This is a genomic window from Klebsiella sp. YJ (genome assembly GCF_002108615.1).
In the GTDB taxonomy this organism is placed as follows: Bacteria; Pseudomonadota; Gammaproteobacteria; order Enterobacterales; family Enterobacteriaceae; genus Klebsiella; species Klebsiella planticola.
In genome coordinates, this window is the sequence record NZ_MTEG01000011.1 from 17,769 (window position 1) to 37,751 (window position 19,983).

Consider the following 19,983-nt stretch of genomic DNA (forward strand, 5'->3'; position numbering starts at 1 on the left):
ACCATGAATAATTTCGCCGGCAAAGTCGCCGTTATCACCGGTGGCACCCAGGGTGTGGGTGCTGCTATCGCTCGTCAGCTGGCCGAAAATGGTGCCAGCGGCATCATCATCTGTGGTCGAAACCAGGAAAAAGGACGTCTCGTCGCCGACGAGATTATGAGCCGTACGGCAGCCCAGGTGACGTTTGTGCGTGCCGATCTCTCTTCGGTAGACGATTGTCGCGCGGTGATCGCCAAAGCAGATGAGTTATTCAAGCGGGTGGATGTGTTGGTCAACGCAGGCGGAATGACCGACCGGGGATCGATTCTTGATACCACGCCGGAGCGCTTTGACAGCATTTTCGCCACCAATGTACGCGGCCCGTTCTTTCTGATGCAGGAGACGATCAAAATTATGCGCCGGGAAAACATTACCGGTAGCATCGTCAATATCTGCTCCATGTCATCATTGGCCGGCCAGCCGTTTATTGCCGCCTATTGCTCATCAAAAGGCGCCCTCGCGACGTTAACCCGCAACACCGCCTACGCGCTGTTACGCAACCGGATCCGCGTAAACGGGCTGAATATCGGCTGGATGGCCTCGGAAGGTGAAGACCGCATCATGAAGACCTATCACGGTGCGCAGGATGACTGGCTGGAAAAAGCCGCCGCCTCACAGCCCTTTGGCCGTCTGATTCAGCCGGAAGAGGTTGCGCGCGCGGTCGCCTTCCTCGCCAGCGATGAGTCCGGGTTAATGACCGGATCGGTGATTGAGTTCGATCAGTCCGTCTGGGGCGGTTACGATCAGTCCCCTGCTCCGGTCGCGCCGCTGTAAACAGGATCGCGCCATGAAAAACGCCTGATGTTAACCATCAGGCGTTTTTATTGACGATGTCTGGCGCCTGCGATCAGGGCTGCGTGTTGTTGCTGCGAATCTCCTTCCAGATGCGATCGCAACGTGCTTTCACCGCCTGGTCATTGCCGGTACGGGTCGCCTGAATACATTGTTGGTAATCCAGAACGCGCACGCTTTCCTGGTTGGCAAACGCTTGATGCTGTTTCTCTTCTTTCAGCACGTCCAGCACGCTCTGGCAGGCCTCCACTTTGTCCGGGTTCCCTTCCGCCGTATTGATACAGGCGCTATAAGCATCTTTTAACTTCGTATCTTCCTTCGGTGCGGGGGACTGCGTGCAGGCTACCAGGCCCGATGCCATAACCGCGATGAGTAATAGCTTCTTCATATTCGACCTCTCAGGCTTGCGGCAGGTTTACGCCTGCCGCTGCGGCATCAGAAAATAGTGAACGGGGCAATAACCATGAACTTCACGTCACGCTCGTCCTGGAAGATGTTGCCATAGCCACCGCTCCAGCTCGGGATATCGGAGTGGTTGTCGTATTGGGTAAAGTGCAGTTTGAACAACGTCCCTTTCGCGCGGCCGTCCTGGACGGTGTACATGGCATCGAGGCTATAGGCGGACTCTTCCAGACGTTTGTCCGGGTTGTAGTAAGCGTCCGGCGTGGACATTTTGCCCGGTTTAGCATCCCACGCGTACACGTATGACGCGCCGAACGCCCAGCCCGGCATATTCCAGTTCTTCATGTCATACATCGCACCGAAGAATACCGCTTTTTCACCGTTGGCGTTGAAGTCAGAGCGGTTATCCCACCAGATATCAAGACGACCGTTGGAGGAAGCATAGGTCGGAGTCATACGCTGCAGGAAGTAGCCCTGCTGGCCTTCAGCTTTCACCCAGGTGCCTTCCAGACGCAGATCGAGGACATCAGCAACCTTGTAGCCAAAGGTCAGCGCCTGCAGCCAGGCGGTACCGTCGTAGATATCGTTCGTACCGCCGTTACTGACTTTGTCGCGGGTGCCGTAGAACTGGTAGCTGGTATTTAACGGCGTTCCGGCAATATCAAATTTATAGCTGGCTTTGGCAAAATACTGGTCGATATAGCCTTCAGCCTGACCAAACGCCGCTTCCAGCACGAGGTCATTTTTAAAATCGTATTTGGCACCCAGTGAGTGCAGATAATCGACTTTGGTTTTCTTGTCGTTCTGGTAGAACTTATCCATCTCAATGTGCCATGGCGCTTTGTATTCGTTCGTCCACATATAGGAGAAACTCAGCGCGCCGGCATCGCCGTAATCAAAATTGGCGCCGGCTTCAGCACCCTGGTAAGTACCCGGCATAAAGCTCCAGTGCGGAGCCAGCAGCGTTTGCCCGGTTGGCTGGATATAACCGCCGCGAGCCCATACCGGGCCATATTTAAATTTCGCCGCAGCTTTATACAGGCTGATCCCGCTCTTATCGCCAGAGTAATCTTCGTCGTAGGCTTTATTTTTTGAGGAGAAGGCAATTTCGTTCGGGTGACCGCTTTCGCTGCTTTCCGCCATTTCAATCGCGGTGAAGGCAGCCACGTCAATACCAAACATATCAGCGGCATAGCCGGACTGGAAATCCAGATTGGCGTTCCAGGTCGAATGGGAAAGGTTGGTTTTGTATTTATCGCCGTCGGTCACATCTTTCCGGTCGCGCTCACGCTGCCAGTAGTAAATGCCGCCGGTTAAGGTGGAATCATCAATAAAACCTGCTGCGCTGGCCTGCGGAACAACGATCCAGCCCGACATCGCGGTGACGGCGGCAATAGCCAGCGCCAGCGTACTACGTTTGCCACTAAACGTACGCATGTGCATATCCTCTTTGACGTTTTAAAAACGCGGAGCCAAAGGCAAGCCGCGAAAAAATAAATAAGACTGCTAAAAAGGTGGAGCGGTAAAAGCCGCGTAACCACTGCTGATAGACTATTTTTCGTGACGCGAATTATCAATCTCTTTCGCCGATCAAAGCTTAAGATTATGACAAAGCGCACATATTCTATTTCTTTTTGTAACAATATCAGGTCTCATACTTTTTACGCGTAAGTAATTACTAAATCGAAAGAAAATAACGAATGAAAGCGCTTACAGCCGTTTTAGGTACCGGCGGGAGGAGTGGCAGGTCTGGCAGATATGACAAACAGCAAACAAGATTAATTCGCATCGCGAAAATAACGAACTTAATTCACTGATTCCAAAATAAAAAAAAACGCCGCTACATGCGGCGTTTTTACACAGAGACGACGGCCAGGCCGCGACGAAAAATTTACTCGCCGACTTTAGCCCAGGTATCACGCAGACCAACGGTGCGGTTAAACACCAGATGCGTTGCGGTTGCATAGCGGCTATCGAGACAGAAATAGCCTTCACGCTCAAACTGATAGGCTTTGCTGGCCTCCGCTGCGGCCAGGCTCGGCTCAGCGAAGCCCTGCTTGATCACCAACGATTCAGGGTTCATCACCGTCAGGAAGTCTTCTTCCGCTCCTGGATTCGGCACGCTGAACAGGCGATCGTACAGACGGATTTCCACCGGCAGCGCGTGCGCCGCGCTGACCCAATGGATAACGCCCTTCACCTTGCGACCATCGGCAGGATCTTTGCTCAGCGTATCGGCGTCATAGATACAGAAGATGGTGGTGATCGTGCCCTCTTCATCCTTCTCTACGCGCTCGGCCTTGATCACGTAGGCATTACGCAGGCGAACTTCTTTACCCAGCACCAGACGCTTGTACTGCTTATTCGCTTCTTCACGGAAGTCGGCACGGTCGATCCAGATCTCCGCGCTGAACGGAACTTCACGGCTGCCCATCTCCGGTTTATTCGGATGATTCGGCATCGTCACCATCTCGCTTGCATCCTGCGGGTAGTTTTCGATGACCAGCTTAACCGGGTCGATAACGGCCATGGCGCGCGGAGCGTTTTCGTTGAGATCTTCGCGGATGCAGGATTCCAGTGACGCCATCTCAATGGTGTTGTCCTGCTTGGTCACGCCAATGCGTTTGCAGAATTCACGAATAGAACTGGCGGTATAGCCGCGACGACGCAGACCGGAAATGGTCGGCATACGCGGGTCATCCCAGCCTTCTACGTGCTTCTCGGTAACCAGCTGGTTCAGTTTACGCTTGGACATCACGGTATATTCGAGATTCAGACGCGAGAATTCGTACTGACGCGGGTGAACCGGGATGCTGATGTTGTCCAGTACCCAGTCATACAGGCGACGGTTGTCCTGGAACTCCAGGGTACACAGGGAGTGCGTAATGCCTTCCAGCGCATCGCTAATGCAGTGCGTGAAGTCGTACATCGGATAGATGCACCACTTGCTGCCGGTCTGATGATGATCGGCAAATTTAATGCGGTACAGTACCGGATCGCGCATGACGATAAACGGCGAGGCCATATCGATTTTCGCACGCAGGCAGGCCTTCCCCTCTTCAAAACCACCGGCACGCATTTTTTCAAACAGCGCCAGGTTCTCTTCCACGCTGCGATCGCGATACGGGCTGTTTTTACCCGGCGCTTTCAGCGAACCGCGATATTCGCGAATTTCATCCGCCGACAGTTCGTCAACATAGGCCAGGCCTTTGTTAATCAGCTCAACGGCATACTGGTGCAGCTGGTCAAAATAATCAGACGAGTAGCAAACATCCCCGGACCAGTGGAAACCTAACCACTGCACGTCGTTTTTAATCGACTCCACGTATTCGATATCTTCTTTCACCGGGTTGGTGTCATCGAAACGCAGGTTGCATTGGCCTTGATAATCCTGAGCAATACCAAAGTTCAGGCAAATAGACTTCGCATGGCCAATGTGCAGATAACCGTTCGGTTCCGGCGGGAAACGAGTATGAACGGTGGTGTGCTTACCAGTAGCCAGATCTTCATCGATGATCTGACGAATAAAGTTAGTCGGGCGGGCTTCTGCCTCACTCATCGTGGGTTCCTCAAAGCGTAAACAACGTATAACGGCACATGATCTTACAAGCGGGGCGTAGAGACAACTATTAGTTACTGAAAATACGTATCTGAAGAAGATTATGGGGTCAGATGGGCGAAAAAAAAGCGGCGGAGGTTTCCCCCCGCCGCTCAGGCATAAACGCTACTCAGGAGCCTTACTTGCCTTTAATCTCATACAGCGGCGTCTGACCTGCCACAACCTTACCGGTTGCCAGAATCACCAGCGCACTGTAATCGTCGCTGTTGCTGCACACGACCGGGCTGATCATGGAACGGGCATTGGCATTCAGGAAGTCCAGATCCATTTCCAGAATCGGCTGGCCAGCCTGCACTTCCGCGCCTTCTTCAACCAGACGTTTGAAGCCCTGGCCGTTCAGCGCCACGGTATCGATGCCCATATGGACGACGATTTCCGCGCCATTTTCCGTTTCCAGACAGAACGCGTGGTTGGTGTTGAAGATCTTCACGACAGTACCGGCAGCCGGAGCCACGACGGTTTTGTCGGTCGGTTTCACCGCCACACCATCGCCGACCGCTTTGCTGGCGAAGGCTTCATCAGGCACCTGCTCCAGCGCAACGATATCACCGGTAATCGGCGATACCAGCGCGGCGATGGTTTTGGCGTTAGCCACGGCCTGCGGTTTTGCAGTCGGAGCGGCCGCGGCCGGTGCCGCGTTGGCTTCTGCCGCCGCCACGGGTCCCGTCGTTTTCATCGCGTTAGCGATTTTTTCCGCCACGAAGCCGACAATGATCTGTACGCTGGTTTTGTTCAGGCGAATAACGCCAGACGCGCCCAGACGTTTCGCCAGCGCTTCGTTCACCAGTGAAGAGTCCTTAACGTTCAGACGCAAACGGGTGATGCACGCATCGATACCGGTCAGGTTGTCAGAACCGCCGACTGCAGCGATGTACTGACGTGCCAGCCCTGCAACATCCTGCTCGCTGCCGCTGCTGACATTCACATCCTGGCCATCCGCTTCACTACCGGCAACGGCCAGTTCGCGACCCGGGGTCATCAGGTTGAATTTGGTGATGGTGAAGCGGAAGACCACGTAGTAAATAACAAAGAAGACCAGACCCTGCGGGATCAGCATCCACCAGTGGACCGCCAGCGGGTTACGGGACGACAGCACCATATCCACCAGACCGGCGCTGAAGCCGAAACCGGCAATCCAGTGCATGCTGGCAGCGATGAACACGGAGATACCGGTCAGCACGGCGTGAATGACATACAGCACCGGCGCCACGAACATGAAGGAGAACTCCAGCGGTTCAGTGATCCCGGTAAAGAAGGCGGCAAAGGCGCCCGCCATCATAATACCCAGCACTTTTGCCTTGTTCTCAGGACGCGCGCAGTGGTAGATAGCCAGCGCCGCACCCGGTAAACCAAACATCATGATCGGGAAGAAGCCCGCCTGGTAACGACCGGTGATTCCCACAACCGCTTTACCTGCTTCGATGGACTGAGCGCCGCCGAGGAAGTTAGGGATATCGTTAATACCGGCAACGTCAAACCAGAACACGGAGTTCAGCGCGTGGTGCAGACCGACCGGAATGAGCAGACGGTTGAAGAACGCATACACGCCCGCACCGACGGAACCCAGTTTCTGGATATGCTCACCGAAGTTCACCAGACCGTCGAAGATAACCGGCCAGATGTACATCATGATGAACGCGACAACAATCATCACAAAAGAGGTGAGGATCGGCACCAGTCGGCGGCCGCTGAAGAAGGAGAGCGCTTTCGGCAGTTCAACGCTGCTAAAGCGGTTATACAGCTCCGCGGAAATGATCCCTACGAGGATCCCCACGAACTGGTTGCTGATTTTCCCGAATGCAGCCGGAACCTGATCCGCCGGAATCTTCTGGATCATGGAAACCGCAGCCGGAGAGCAGAGCGTGGTCAACACGAGGAAGCCCACAAAACCGGTTAGCGCCGCAGCGCCGTCTTTATCTTTGGACATACCATAAGCCACACCAATGGCAAATAGTACGGACATGTTGTCGATGATCGCGGAACCGGATTTAATGAAGAACGCCGCCAGCGCGTTGTCTCCACCCCAGCCTACCGGGTCAATCCAGTAACCGACACCCATTAATATCGCTGCCGCCGGCAGCGTGGCGACCGGCACCATAAGCGCGCGGCCAACCTTTTGTAGATAACCTAGAATACTCACTTTATTCCCCCTATGAGACCCCGATAAGGCTCATTCAAAGCCACTTTTTTATTGTGTAACCAGGTTGGTTTTTTAACTTACTTGCAAAGTGTGTGGAAAATTAATTCGTATCGCAAATTAAATGCGTATTTTTTGTGACTATAATCACCAAATATCGTATTAACCCCTCCCTGCGACTGGCTAACATCGAAAACTTATTTTATCATTCAAAAAATCAACACGGATTGACCCCGCTCGTCGTAGTGACTGTAATACTCTTAATAGTATGCCGGCGCCAATCCGCCAGGTTCTAATTTAACTATAGAGGTGAAGAATGAGACTGATCCCCCTGGTAACCGCTGAACAAGTCGGCAAATGGGCCGCTCGCCACATCGTTAACCGCATTAACGCGTTCAAACCGACGGCGGACCGTCCGTTTGTCCTGGGTCTGCCTACCGGTGGTACGCCTCTGACCGCTTACAAAGCGCTGGTTGAAATGCACAAATCAGGCCAGGTTAGCTTTAAACATGTTGTGACCTTCAACATGGACGAATATGTCGGTCTGCCGAAAGAGCATCCGGAAAGCTATCATAGCTTCATGCATCGTAATTTCTTTGATCACGTTGATATTCCGGCGGAAAACATTAACCTGCTGAACGGCAATGCGCCAGATATCGATGCAGAATGCCGCCGTTATGAAGAAAAAATCCGCTCCTACGGTAAAATCAACCTGTTTATGGGCGGCGTTGGCAACGACGGGCATATCGCCTTCAACGAACCGGCCTCTTCACTGGCCTCCCGTACCCGTATTAAAACCCTGACCCATGAAACCCGCGTGGCAAACTCCCGTTTCTTCGACGGCGACGTGGATCTGGTGCCGAAATATGCGCTGACCGTGGGCGTGGGCACCCTGCTGGATGCGGAAGAAGTGATGATTCTGGTACTGGGTCACCAGAAAGCGCTGGCGCTGCAGGCAGCGGTTGAAGGCAACGTCAACCATATGTGGACCATTACCTGTCTGCAGCTGCACCCGAAAGCGGTGATCGTCTGCGACGAGCCGTCCACCATGGAGCTGAAAGTGAAGACGTTGAAATACTTCAATGAATTAGAAGCCGAAAACGTCAAAGGGCTGTAAGGTAGTCTCGTCCTGCGGCCTGTCCGCAGGACATTTCATTTTTTTGCTACACCAGCTCCGCCAGGCGGCATCAGAGCAACCATACAGAAGCCAGCCTGCAGCAGAGCGCGTGTGAACCGGGGGTCGTAATGTATGCATTAACCCAAGGCCGGATTTATACCGGTCATGAAATTCTGGATGACCATGCGATTATCATCGCTGATGGCCTTATCGAACGTATCTGTTCACTGGCTGATTTACCGTCTGAGATTGAGCAACGCTCGGTCAATGGCGCCATTCTGGCCCCCGGTTTTATCGACGTCCAGCTGAACGGTTGTGGCGGCGTGCAGTTTAACGACAGCCCTGACGCAGTTACCGTCGAAACGCTGGAAATTATGCAAAAGGCTAACGAACGTTCCGGCTGCACCAGCTATCTGCCGACGCTGATTACCTCCAGCGATGATTTGATGAAACAGGGCGTGCGCGTCATGCGCGAGTACCTGCAAAAACATCCGAACCAGGCGCTGGGTCTGCACCTTGAAGGCCCGTGGCTGAACATCGTGAAAAAAGGCACGCACAACCCGGACTACGTGCGTAAGCCGGACGCTGCGCTGGTCGATTTCCTGTGTGAAAACGCGGATGTAATAACCAAAGTGACTCTCGCCCCTGAGCGCGTCAGTACCGAAGTGATTCGTAAACTGGTGGCTGCCGGGATCGTGGTTTCCGCAGGCCACTCCAATGCCACGCTGAAAGAAGCGAAAATCGGTTTTCGCGCGGGCATTACCTTCGCCACCCATCTGTACAACGCCATGCCGTACATCACCGGGCGTGAACCGGGCCTGGCTGGCGCGATTTTCGACGAACCGGACGTTTACTGCGGTATTATCGTCGACGGTATGCATGTCGATTATGCTAACGTGCGGAATGCAAAACGCCTGAAAGGCGACAAGCTGTGCCTCGTCACTGACGCAACCGCCCCGGCTGGCGCGCATATTGACCAGTTCATTTTTGCTGGTAAAACAATATACTACCGTAACGGGCTGTGCGTGGATGAAAATGGTACCCTCAGCGGTTCTTCGCTGACCATGATTGAAGGCGTTCGCAATCTCGTCGAGCATTGCGGTATCGCACTGGACGAAGTGTTGCGTATGGCAACCCTCTACCCCGCGCGCGCCATTGGCGTAGAGAAACAGCTCGGCAGCATCGCACCGGGAATGGTCGCTAACCTGACCGCCTTTACCCGCGATTATAAAATCATCAAGACCATCGTTAATGGTAACGAGGTCGTCACTGAGTAAGTAAAGAATGACAGCAGGCGGACATGCTCAAATTGGTAACGTTGATCTCGTAAAACAGCTGAACAGCGCGGCCGTGTATCGGCTCATTGACCAGCACGGCCCCATTTCGCGCATTCAGATCGCGGAACAAAGCCAGCTTGCCCCTGCCAGCGTGACTAAAATCACGCGTCAACTGATTGAACGCGGGCTGATCAAAGAAGTCGATCAGCAGGCCTCCACCGGGGGCCGCCGCGCCATCTCTATTATTGCGGAAACCCGCAACTTCCATGCTATCGGCGTGCGCCTTGGCCGCTATGACGCGACCCTGACCCTGTATGATTTAAGCAGCAAGACGCTGGAAGAAGAACATTTTCCGCTGCCGGAACGTACCCAGGAGACGCTGGAACATGCGCTGCTGAATATCATTGCGGCCTTTACTGAACGCTGCCAGCGCAAGATCCGCGAACTTATCGCTATCTCCGTGATCTTACCCGGACTCGTTGACCCGGAAAGCGGTGTGATTCGCTATATGCCGCATATTCAGGTCGAGAACTGGGGGCTGGTTGAAGCGTTGGAAAAACGCTTTAAAGTCACCTGCTTTGTTGGCCACGATATTCGCAGCCTTGCGCTGGCAGAGCACTATTTTGGTGCAAGTCAGGATTGCGAAGACTCTATTCTGGTGCGCGTCCATCGCGGTACCGGCGCGGGAATCATCTCCAACGGACGCATTTTTATCGGTCGTAACGGCAACGTCGGCGAGATAGGTCATATTCAGGTCGATCCGCTGGGCGAACGCTGTCACTGCGGGAATTTTGGCTGCCTGGAGACCGTCGCGGCGAACGCCGCCATCGAACAACGCGTGCGCCACCTTCTTGAACAGGGCTACCAGAGTAAACTGACTGCGGATGAGTGCACGATCAAAGCTATCTGCAAAGCCGCTAACAAAGGCGACGCCCTGGCCTGCGAGGTCATCGAATATGTGGGACGTCACCTGGGTAAAACCATTGCTATCGCCATTAACCTGTTTAATCCACAAAAAGTGGTGATCGCCGGCGAAATTGTCGAAGCAGAGAAGGTGCTGTTACCGGCGATTGAAGGCTGCATTAACGCTCAGGCACTGAAGGCGTTTCGCAAGAATCTGCCGGTCGTTCGCTCCACGTTAGATCACCGCTCCGCAATCGGCGCTTTTGCGCTGGTGAAACGCGCCATGCTCAACGGTATACTGCTCCAGCGTTTGCTGGAAAGCTAACGCGGCTATATAGTTTCGCCTTTCTTCAACGATGTCGGACTGTCCATGACCATTCAAAACGTAATCTGTGATATTGACGGCGTGCTGATGCACGACAATGTGGCCGTGCCGGGCGCTGCTGAATTTATCAAACGCATTCTTGAGAAAGATATGCCGTTGGTGATGTTGACCAACTACCCTTCCCAGACCGGGCAGGACCTGGCAAACCGCTTTGCGACCGCCGGGATCGACGTGCCGGATAGCGCCTTTTATACCTCCGCGATGGCCACCGCTGATTTCCTGCGCCGCCAGGAAGGCAAGAAAGCCTACGTGGTCGGGGAAGGCGCGCTGATTCACGAGCTTTATAAAGCCGGCTTTACCATTACCGACGTCAACCCGGATTTTGTTATCGTCGGTGAAACCCGCTCCTTTAACTGGGAGATGATGCATAAAGCAGCCTTCTTTGTCGCCAACGGCGCGCGCTTCATTGCCACCAATCCGGATACTCACGGCCGCGGCTTCTATCCGGCCTGCGGCGCTCTCTGTGCCGGAATTGAGAAGATCTCCGGCCGCAAGCCGTTCTACGTGGGAAAACCCAGCCCGTGGATTATCCGTTCTGCGCTGAATAAGATGCAGGCGCACTCCGAGCAGACGGTTATCGTCGGCGACAACCTGCGTACCGATATCCTGGCCGGTTTCCAGGCCGGTCTGGAAACCATTTTGGTTCTCTCCGGCGTGTCGACGCTCGACGATATCGACAGCCTGCCGTTCCGCCCTTCGTGGATCTATCCGTCCGTTGCCGAAATTGATATTTTCTGAACAAAACCACGTCCCAGGACGTGGTTTTTCATTTATCGCACTTCAAAAAAGAGACGCATCTAATAAAAACGCCATGTCACTGCATATTCATCAATAAAGATGCTCAAAACATGTTCTTTTTTTAATATTCAGCAATCGCCATTGCGTTTTTTCTTTTACTGACCGTAAATCTCTTGCGCCTCCCTCTCCTTTGCGGCATTTTCTTAGACATGCACTGAGACCTCGCGATAAGACGACGTCTGCACAACATCACAACACGACAGGGTAATGGAGAAGGTTATGTGTTCAATTTTCGGCGTACTGGATATTAAAACTGACGCGGTCGAGCTGCGTAAAAAGGCACTGGAACTTTCCCGCCTGATGCGCCACCGCGGTCCGGACTGGTCCGGCGTCTACGCCAGCGATAAAGCCATTTTGGTCCATGAGCGTCTGTCTATCGTCGACGTGAACGCCGGGGCCCAGCCGTTGTACAACGCGCAAAAAACCCACGCGCTGGCGGTAAACGGCGAAATTTACAACCATCAGGCGCTGCGTGCGGAATATGGCGACCGCTATACCTTCCAGACCGGCTCCGACTGCGAAGTTATCCTCGCCCTGTACCAGGAAAAAGGCCCGGCATTCCTCGACGATCTGCAGGGGATGTTCGCCTTCGCCCTGTACGATAGCGAGCAGGACGCGTATCTGATTGGTCGCGACCATATCGGCATCATTCCGCTGTATATGGGTCACGACGAGCACGGCAACTTCTACGTCGCCTCAGAAATGAAAGCGCTGGTACCGGTCTGCCGCACAATCAAAGAATTCCCGGCAGGTAGCTACCTGTGGAGCAAAGACGGCGAGATCCGTCAGTACTATCAGCGTGACTGGTTCGACTATGATGCGGTTAAAGACAACGTCACGGATAAAAACGAACTGCGTCAGGCACTGGAAGAGTCCGTCAAAAGCCATCTGATGTCTGATGTGCCTTATGGCGTGCTGCTGTCCGGTGGTCTCGATTCGTCGGTTATCTCCGCCATCACCAAAAAATTCGCCGCTCGCCGGGTTGAAGATCAGGAACGCAGCGAAGCCTGGTGGCCGCAGCTGCACTCTTTTGCCGTCGGCCTGCAGGGCTCGCCGGATCTGAAAGCCGCGCAGGAAGTGGCGAACCATCTGGGTACCGTCCACCACGAGATCCACTTCACCGTGCAGGAAGGCCTTGATGCCATCCGCGACGTTATCTATCACATCGAAACCTACGATGTGACCACCATCCGCGCCTCGACGCCGATGTATTTAATGTCGCGTAAAATCAAAGCGATGGGTATCAAAATGGTGTTGTCAGGCGAAGGTTCTGATGAGGTGTTCGGCGGCTATCTCTATTTCCATAAAGCGCCAAACGCTAAAGAGCTGCATGAAGAGACCGTTCGTAAGCTGCAGGCGCTGCATATGTTTGACTGCGCCCGGGCAAACAAAGCCATGTCAGCCTGGGGTGTGGAAGCGCGCGTCCCGTTCCTCGACAAGCAGTTCCTTGACGTTGCGATGCGTATTAACCCGCAGGACAAAATGTGTGGTAACGGCAAAATGGAAAAACATATACTGCGTGAATGTTTTGAATCCTATCTGCCGGCCAGCGTCGCATGGCGCCAGAAAGAGCAGTTCTCTGACGGCGTAGGCTACAGCTGGATCGATACGTTAAAAGAGGTGGCGGCAAAACAGGTCTCCGACCAGCAGCTGGAAACCGCCAGCTTCCGTTTCCCGTACAACACGCCGTCTTCCAAAGAAGCGTATCTGTATCGTGAAATCTTCGAGGAGCTGTTCCCGGTTCCTAGCGCTGCCGAATGCGTACCTGGCGGCCCGTCAGTCGCCTGTTCATCGGCTAAGGCGATTGAGTGGGACGAAGCGTTCAAAACCATGAACGATCCGTCAGGACGCGCCGTGGGCGTTCACCAGTCAGCTTATAAATAATCACTTTGTACGATCGGCGGACCCCTCGGGGTCCGTTTTTTTATTGCTTTTTTTACTGCAGAAAAGCGATAAATAACCAATAATTGCCGATTATTCCATCACGCTGTTCGCAACCTAACCAAACAGTCACATTCCGGCGATTTTCATTGAAAAAGGGGTTGACGCTCGCAGGCCCAATACGCATAATGCGCCCCGCAACGCCGATAAGGTAACGCGAAAAAAAGATGGCTACGTAGCTCAGCTGGTTAGAGCACATCACTCATAATGATGGGGTCACAGGTTCGAATCCCGTCGTAGCCACCATCTTTTTTTGCGGGAGTGGCGAAATTGGTAGACGCACCAGATTTAGGTTCTGGCGCCGCAAGGTGTGCGAGTTCAAGTCTCGCCTCCCGCACCATTCACCCAAAGCGTTGCACGGATGGGGTATATCTAGGCTGTAAGATAGCCATTAAGGCTGCCGTAATAAGTTTGTAGATAACCTCATCTGGAAGTAAAAGATTTTTTGTTGGGGTATCGCCAAGCGGTAAGGCACCGGTTTTTGATACCGGCATTCCCTGGTTCGAATCCAGGTACCCCAGCCATTTTCTTCGATGTTTGCGGTTCACCGCGACGGTTATTGGGGTATCGCCAAGCGGTAAGGCACCGGTTTTTGATACCGGCATTCCCTGGTTCGAATCCAGGTACCCCAGCCATCGAAGAACATGATAAACTTGGCTACGTAGCTCAGCTGGTTAGAGCACATCACTCATAATGATGGGGTCACAGGTTCGAATCCCGTCGTAGCCACCATATAAAGGACTTATTGATTCATTTCGATAAATCCAGAAAGAATTGTTGGGGTATCGCCAAGCGGTAAGGCACCGGATTCTGATTCCGGCATTCCGAGGTTCGAATCCTCGTACCCCAGCCAATTTTAAAAAGTCGTTCACACTGTGGACGCACCCGTTGGGGTATCGCCAAGCGGTAAGGCTCTGGTTTCTGATACCAGCATTCCGAGGTTCGAATCCTCGTACCCCAGCCACTCAATAACAAAAAAGCTCGCTTCGGCGAGCTTTTTTGTTTTCTGCATTCGCTTCAATTCGCATCACGGTGTTAACGTCATATTCAGGCGATGTACAAGGCGCTGCGGTGATATCCCGGCTAAGCGGCGCGCCAGCCGGGAACCGGGTTTACAATCCCAAGGCGTATTTCAGCGCCTGGCGCTTTAAAACGCCCGCATGTGCCGCAGCCATTAAGCCGATATTGCGCAGCACGCGCACCGGCGCCAGATCGTTGCTGAAACCGGCATAAAACAGATCCATACCCGACTGCATAATAAAATTATCCGCTCTGCGTCGCGCCTGGTAGCGTTTCAGCACCGGCAGGCTTGCCCATGCTTCCCCCTGGCTTTTCGCCTCGCTCAAAATATCCAGCAGCGCGTCAACATCGCGATAACCCAGATTCACCCCCTGCCCCGCCAGCGGATGAATGGTATGCGCGGCATCCCCCACCAGCGCCAGTCCCGGCTGTACATACTGCAGCGCATGGCGACGGGTCAGTGGAAACGCCCCGGCACTCAGCGGCGTGACCTGACCCAGTCGGGACGGGAAGTGGCGCGCAATCTCCTGCTGTAGCTGCGGCATACTCATGCCCTGCAGCTGGCGAATACGCGCGGGCGTGTCATACCACACCAGCGATGCCCACTTGTCGAACAGCGGCAGAAACGCGCGCGGGCCCGATGGCGTAAACTGCTGCCAGGTGCTGTTGCCAGGCTCCTGCACGCACTGCACGCTAATCAACATGCAGGATTGCTGATACTGCCACGCGTGAACGCCAATGCCTGCCAACTGGCGCACCTGCGAGTTGGCGCCATCCGCGCCGATAACCAGGCTGGCCGCACACTCGCCGCCATTGGTCAGACGCAACGTCGTGCAGGTCTCCCCCCGCTGCATCTCCTGTAACGAGGCGCCAACCTGCAGCTTGACGGCCTCATGCGCCGTCAGCGCCTGCCATAGGGCGAGCTGCAGAACATTGTTCTCCACCATATAACCCAGCTCAGGCAGCTTCAGCTCGACGGCATCAAAGGTCACATGCGCGTCCTCCCATTCCCAGGTCTCCAGCCGGCGATAGGGATGCGCACGCATGGCGCGCACCGCATCCCAGACGCCAAGGCTTTTCAGTAACCCGACGGAAGCGGCGCTAATCGCCGAAATACGGACATCCGGCGGCGCTGAAGGCGCAAATGCCGGCGGTGCCGATGGCTCGATGACCGTTACCGTAAAACCGTGCTGCGCCAGCCCCAGCGCCAGGGCTCCGCCAACCATTCCGCCACCCACAATGGCGACATCTGTTGCATGAATTGTCATGGCAATTATCCTTAAACCTGAATCCGTTAAGTTTACCGGATTTTTCCCCACCTCGGGGTGATAACGCTCGCACTGGTCAGGGCGCGACCAAAGCATTACAATACGCGCCCTGCAATCCTGGCTTTATACCCGCTATCCTTCACATTGCAGAGTCATTCCCGGTGAAGAAAATAGCTTTGGGTATATATACTTAAGCATGAGCAAGTCGATGACAAAAAAACTCCATATTAAAACCTGGGGCTGTCAGATGAACGAATATGATTCATCAAAGATGGCCGATCTGCTGGATGCCACGCACGGGTATCAACTGACCGAAGTGGCGGAAGAAGCGGATGTGCTGCTGCTCAATACCTGCTCAATCCGTGAGAAGGCTCAGGAAAAAGTCTTCCATCAGTTAGGCCGCTGGAAGCTACTGAAAGAGAAGAACCCCGACCTGATTATTGGCGTCGGCGGTTGTGTCGCCTCTCAGGAAGGCCACCATATTCGCCAACGCGCCCACTACGTCGATATTATTTTCGGGCCGCAGACGCTGCATCGTCTGCCGGAGATGATCAACTCCGTTCGCGGCAACCGCAGTCCGGTGGTGGACGTCAGTTTCCCCGAAATCGAAAAATTCGATCGTCTGCCGGAACCGCGCGCCGAAGGCCCAACGGCATTCGTCTCGATTATGGAAGGCTGCAATAAATACTGTACTTACTGCGTGGTGCCTTACACCCGCGGTGAAGAAGTCAGCCGCCCCTGCGACGATATTCTGTTTGAAATCGCTCAGCTGGCCGCTCAGGGGGTCCGTGAAGTCAACCTGCTGGGTCAAAACGTCAATGCCTGGCGCGGCGAGAACTACGACGGAACGACCGGCAGTTTTGCCGATCTGCTGCGTCTGGTCGCGGCGATCGACGGTATCGACCGCATTCGCTTTACCACCAGCCACCCGATCGAGTTTACCGATGACATCATTGATGTCTATCGCGATACGCCGGAGCTGGTGAGCTTCCTGCATTTACCGGTGCAGAGCGGTTCCGACCGGGTGCTGAACCTGATGGGACGTACCCACACGGCGCTGGAATACAAAGCGATTATCCGCAAGCTGTACGAAGCGCGCCCGAATATCCAGATTAGCTCCGACTTTATCGTCGGCTTCCCTGGCGAAACCAACGAAGATTTCGAGAAGACCATGAAGCTGATTGCCGATGTGAATCTCGATATGAGCTACAGCTTTATCTTCTCTGCCCGTCCGGGAACGCCGGCGGCGGATATGGTCGACGACGTCCCGGAAAAGGACAAGAAGCAGCGCCTGTATATTCTGCAGGAGCGCATCAACCAGCAGGCTATGGCCTGGAGCCGCCGCATGCTTGGCACTACCCAACGCATTCTGGTTGAAGGCACCTCCCGCAAAAGCATCATGGAGCTCTCAGGGCGCACCGAGAACAATCGGGTAGTCAACTTCGAAGGCACCCCGGATATGGTCGGTAAGTTTGTCGATGTCGAAATCGTTGACGTCTACACCAACTCGCTGCGCGGTAAAATTGTGCGTACCGAAGAGGAAATGGGACTGCGTATCGCGGAATCTCCGGAATCCGTTATCGCCCGCACCCGCAAAGAAAACGACCTCGGCGTCGGAACCTATCAGCCGTGATCCGTTCAGGCCTGCCGCCCCCGGCAGGCCTTGTATTTCCTCTCCCCGGCCCAATATTCATCGCAATGCTTGCGCCATATTCCCATGACGTGAATAATTTCCTTACTGGCCGGAGACGTTCGCTGTCCGGCAAAACGTGTAAAGAGGAACAGCTTGAACATAGAAACCCGTGAAATTACCCTGGAGCCAGCGGATAACGCACGCCTGCTGGGGCTGTGTGGCCCGTTTGACGACAACATCAAACAGCTGGAACGCCGATTAGGCATCGAAATTAATCGCCGTGACAATCACTTTAAACTGACCGGGCGCATGATATGCGTGAACGCGGCAGCCGATATCCTGCGCAGCCTGTACGTCGATACTGCGCCGATGCGCGGACAGATTCAGGATATTGAACCGGAACAGATTCATCTGGCCATTAAAGAGGCGCGGGTGCTGGAACAAAGCGCCGAGAGCGTGCCGGAGTACGGTAAGGCCGTCAATATTAAGACCAGGCGTGGCGTGATTAAGCCGCGTACGCCAAACCAGGCGCAGTACATCGCCAACATTCTCGATCATGATATTACCTTCGGCGTCGGCCCTGCCGGGACCGGGAAAACCTATCTGGCGGTTGCCGCGGCGGTCGACGCGCTCGAACGCCAGGACGTACGCCGTATTCTGCTGACCCGCCCTGCCGTCGAAGCCGGGGAAAAGCTCGGTTTCCTGCCCGGCGACCTGAGTCAGAAAGTCGATCCGTACCTGCGCCCGCTGTACGATGCGCTGTTCGAAATGCTCGGCTTTGAGAAGGTCGAGAAGCTGATTGAGCGCAACGTTATCGAAGTCGCACCGCTGGCCTATATGCGCGGCCGTACGCTGAACGATGCGTTTATTATTCTCGATGAAAGCCAGAACACCACCATCGAACAGATGAAGATGTTCCTGACCCGTATCGGTTTTAACTCAAAAGCGGTGATCACCGGCGACGTCACTCAGATAGACCTGCCGCGCAGCACCAAATCCGGCCTGCGCCACGCCATTGAGGTGCTGGCGGAAGTTGATGAAATCAGCTTCAATTTCTTCCATAGCGAAGATGTGGTACGCCACCCGGTGGTAGCTCGCATCGTGAATGCGTATGAAGCGTGGGAAGAAGCTGACCAAAAACGTAAAGCAGAACTGGCCGCCGAGCGCAAACGCGAAGCCCAGGAACAGGAGCAGAAATGAGTCAGGTTATTCTCGATTTACAGCTGGCTTGCGAAGATAACGCGGGGTTGCCGGATGAAGCCCAGTTTCAACGCTGGGTCGATGCCGTCATTCCTCAGTTCCAGGAGGAGTCAGAAGTGACCGTACGCCTGGTAGACGAAGCCGAAAGCCATGAGCTGAATCTGACCTATCGCGGCAAGGATAAGCCGACAAACGTGCTGTCGTTCCCGTTTGAAGCGCCGCCGGGTATCGAACTGCCGCTGCTTGGCGACCTGATCATCTGCCGTCAGGTCGTTGAACAGGAAGCCAAAGAGCAAGACAAACCGCTGGAAGCGCACTGGGCGCATATGGTGATTCACGGCAGTCTGCACCTGCTGGGCTATGACCATATCATTGATGAAGAAGCGGAAGAGATGGAAGGCCTCGAAACAGAGATAATGCTTGCTCTGGGCTATGAGGATCCGTACATTGCCGAGAAGGAATAGCCTGCCGCCGGTTTAACCGGCGAGCGGCCCCCATGCCGTCCGGCGCTGAACACACGCGCGACGAGCGACAAATTAACTGACATGAGAACCCACACGACGCCATGAGCGACGACAATTCACACAGTAGTGACACAGTAAACAGCAAAAAGGGATTCTTCTCCCTGTTACTCAGCCAGCTTTTTCACGGAGAACCGAAAAACCGTGATGAACTGCTGGAGCTGATCCGTGATTCCGGGCAAAACGACCTTATCGACGAAGATACGCGCGATATGCTCGAAGGGGTAATGGACATCGCCGACCAGCGCGTCCGCGATATCATGATCCCCCGCTCGCAGATGATTACCCTGAAACGCAATCAGACCCTGGACGAATGCCTCGATGTGATCATCGAGTCCGCCCACTCGCGTTTCCCGGTCATCAGCGAAGATAAAGATCACATTGAAGGGATTCTGATGGCCAAGGACCTGCTGCCGTTTATGCGCAGCGATTCCGAGGCATTCAGCATGGAAAAAGTGTTACGCCCGGCGGTTGTCGTGCCTGAAAGTAAGCGGGTTGACCGCATGCTGAAAGAGTTCCGCTCCCAGCGTTACCATATGGCTATCGTGATCGATGAGTTCGGCGGCGTCTCCGGTCTGGTGACCATTGAAGACATTCTCGAGCTTATCGTCGGCGAGATAGAAGACGAATACGATGAAGAAGAAGATATCGATTTTCGTCAACTGAGCCGCCACACTTGGACGGTGCGCGCCCTGGCCTCCATTGAAGACTTCAACGAAGCCTATGGCACTCACTTCAGCGATGAGGAGGTGGATACCATTGGCGGGCTGGTGATGCAGGCCTTTGGCCATCTGCCGGCGCGCGGTGAGTCTATTGACATCGATGGTTACCAATTCAAAGTCGCCATGGCCGATAGCCGACGTATCATCCAGGTACATGTCAAACTTCCTGATGACGCACCGCAGCCGAAGCTGGAAGATTAATTACACGG

The 19,983-nt window shown here is 54.3% G+C and carries 15 protein-coding genes and 7 tRNA genes; 17 read left to right on the plus strand and 5 right to left on the minus strand.

All coding sequences use genetic code 11. The features are described from left to right. Positions 1-3: 3 nt before the first annotated feature. The gene (locus tag BV390_RS12540) at positions 4-813 is read left to right on the plus strand and encodes an SDR family oxidoreductase (RefSeq protein ID WP_032688835.1); all 810 of its coding nucleotides are present in this window, start codon (positions 4-6) and stop codon (positions 811-813) included. Positions 814-886: 73 nt separating this feature from the next. On the opposite strand, the gene BV390_RS12545 is transcribed toward BV390_RS12540, so the two are convergent. The 4 genes from BV390_RS12545 to nagE all read right to left on the minus strand — a co-directional run bounded on the left by BV390_RS12545 (position 887) and on the right by nagE (position 6,992). Next, complete coding sequence (locus BV390_RS12545) at positions 887-1,219, minus strand: ChiQ/YbfN family lipoprotein (protein WP_032688836.1); 333 nt, start codon at positions 1,217-1,219, stop codon at positions 887-889. Positions 1,220-1,266: 47 nt separating this feature from the next. Beyond that, on the minus strand, positions 1,267-2,670 hold the full coding sequence (gene chiP / locus BV390_RS12550) for a chitoporin ChiP (RefSeq protein WP_032688837.1): 1,404 nt from the start codon (positions 2,668-2,670) through the stop codon (positions 1,267-1,269). Between the two features lie 454 nt (positions 2,671-3,124). Then, a complete protein-coding gene (glnS, locus tag BV390_RS12560; protein ID WP_085396994.1) occupies positions 3,125-4,792 on the minus strand; it encodes a glutamine--tRNA ligase in 1,668 nt (555 codons plus the stop codon). 178 nt (positions 4,793-4,970) lie between these two features. After that, positions 4,971-6,992, minus strand: a complete 2,022-nt coding sequence (gene nagE, locus BV390_RS12565) for an N-acetylglucosamine-specific PTS transporter subunit IIBC (protein WP_032696394.1) — start codon at positions 6,990-6,992, stop codon at positions 4,971-4,973. 313 nt (positions 6,993-7,305) lie between these two features. On the opposite strand from nagE, the gene nagB reads away from it, so the two are divergent. The 12 genes from nagB to BV390_RS12625 all read left to right on the plus strand — a co-directional run bounded on the left by nagB (position 7,306) and on the right by BV390_RS12625 (position 14,374). Next, positions 7,306-8,106 carry a glucosamine-6-phosphate deaminase gene (gene nagB, locus BV390_RS12570; protein ID WP_004859594.1) on the plus strand — a complete coding sequence of 267 codons (801 nt, stop codon included), beginning with the start codon at positions 7,306-7,308 and terminating at the stop codon, positions 8,104-8,106. Positions 8,107-8,234: 128 nt separating this feature from the next. Continuing rightward, entirely contained in the window at positions 8,235-9,383 is a 1,149-nt protein-coding gene (gene nagA, locus BV390_RS12575; protein WP_032688842.1) for an N-acetylglucosamine-6-phosphate deacetylase, read from the plus strand. A 7-nt stretch (positions 9,384-9,390) separates the two neighbouring features. Further along, the gene (gene nagC / locus BV390_RS12580) at positions 9,391-10,611 is read left to right on the plus strand and encodes a DNA-binding transcriptional regulator NagC (RefSeq protein WP_004859587.1); all 1,221 of its coding nucleotides are present in this window, start codon (positions 9,391-9,393) and stop codon (positions 10,609-10,611) included. Between the two features lie 45 nt (positions 10,612-10,656). Continuing rightward, positions 10,657-11,409, plus strand: coding sequence for an HAD-IIA family hydrolase (locus BV390_RS12585; protein WP_015584887.1), 753 nt, complete (start codon positions 10,657-10,659; stop codon positions 11,407-11,409). Positions 11,410-11,688: 279 nt separating this feature from the next. Beyond that, a complete protein-coding gene (asnB, locus tag BV390_RS12590) occupies positions 11,689-13,353 on the plus strand; it encodes an asparagine synthase B (protein ID WP_004859583.1) in 1,665 nt (554 codons plus the stop codon). A gap of 226 nt (positions 13,354-13,579) precedes the next feature. Continuing rightward, positions 13,580-13,656 (plus strand) — tRNA-Met (locus BV390_RS12595). 9 nt (positions 13,657-13,665) lie between these two features. Continuing rightward, positions 13,666-13,750 (plus strand) — tRNA-Leu (locus BV390_RS12600). A 109-nt stretch (positions 13,751-13,859) separates the two neighbouring features. Next, a tRNA-Gln gene (locus BV390_RS12605) sits at positions 13,860-13,934 on the plus strand. Positions 13,935-13,970: 36 nt separating this feature from the next. Further along, positions 13,971-14,045, plus strand: a tRNA-Gln gene (locus BV390_RS12610). Between the two features lie 20 nt (positions 14,046-14,065). Continuing rightward, positions 14,066-14,142: transfer RNA gene (locus BV390_RS12615), tRNA-Met, on the plus strand. A gap of 46 nt (positions 14,143-14,188) precedes the next feature. Next, positions 14,189-14,263 (plus strand) — tRNA-Gln (locus BV390_RS12620). Between the two features lie 36 nt (positions 14,264-14,299). Then, positions 14,300-14,374, plus strand: a tRNA-Gln gene (locus BV390_RS12625). A gap of 148 nt (positions 14,375-14,522) precedes the next feature. On the opposite strand, the gene ubiF is transcribed toward BV390_RS12625, so the two are convergent. Further along, entirely contained in the window at positions 14,523-15,698 is a 1,176-nt protein-coding gene (gene ubiF, locus BV390_RS12630) for a 3-demethoxyubiquinol 3-hydroxylase (protein ID WP_085396995.1), read from the minus strand. Positions 15,699-15,906: 208 nt separating this feature from the next. Here ubiF and miaB point away from each other — a divergent pair, with 208 nt between their 5' ends. From miaB to corC, 4 genes are all read left to right on the plus strand, one after another. Next, on the plus strand, positions 15,907-17,331 hold the full coding sequence (gene miaB / locus BV390_RS12635) for a tRNA (N6-isopentenyl adenosine(37)-C2)-methylthiotransferase MiaB (protein ID WP_032696397.1): 1,425 nt from the start codon (positions 15,907-15,909) through the stop codon (positions 17,329-17,331). Positions 17,332-17,484: 153 nt separating this feature from the next. Further along, the gene (locus tag BV390_RS12640) at positions 17,485-18,531 is read left to right on the plus strand and encodes a PhoH family protein (protein WP_004859576.1); all 1,047 of its coding nucleotides are present in this window, start codon (positions 17,485-17,487) and stop codon (positions 18,529-18,531) included. After that, positions 18,528-18,995: an rRNA maturation RNase YbeY gene (ybeY, locus tag BV390_RS12645; protein ID WP_032688862.1), complete on the plus strand. Its 468-nt coding sequence runs from the start codon at positions 18,528-18,530 to the stop codon at positions 18,993-18,995. The genes BV390_RS12640 and ybeY overlap by 4 nt, the downstream gene beginning before the upstream one ends. 101 nt (positions 18,996-19,096) lie before the next feature. Further along, complete coding sequence (gene corC / locus BV390_RS12650; RefSeq protein WP_004859572.1) at positions 19,097-19,975, plus strand: CNNM family magnesium/cobalt transport protein CorC; 879 nt, start codon at positions 19,097-19,099, stop codon at positions 19,973-19,975. Positions 19,976-19,983 lie beyond the last annotated feature (8 nt).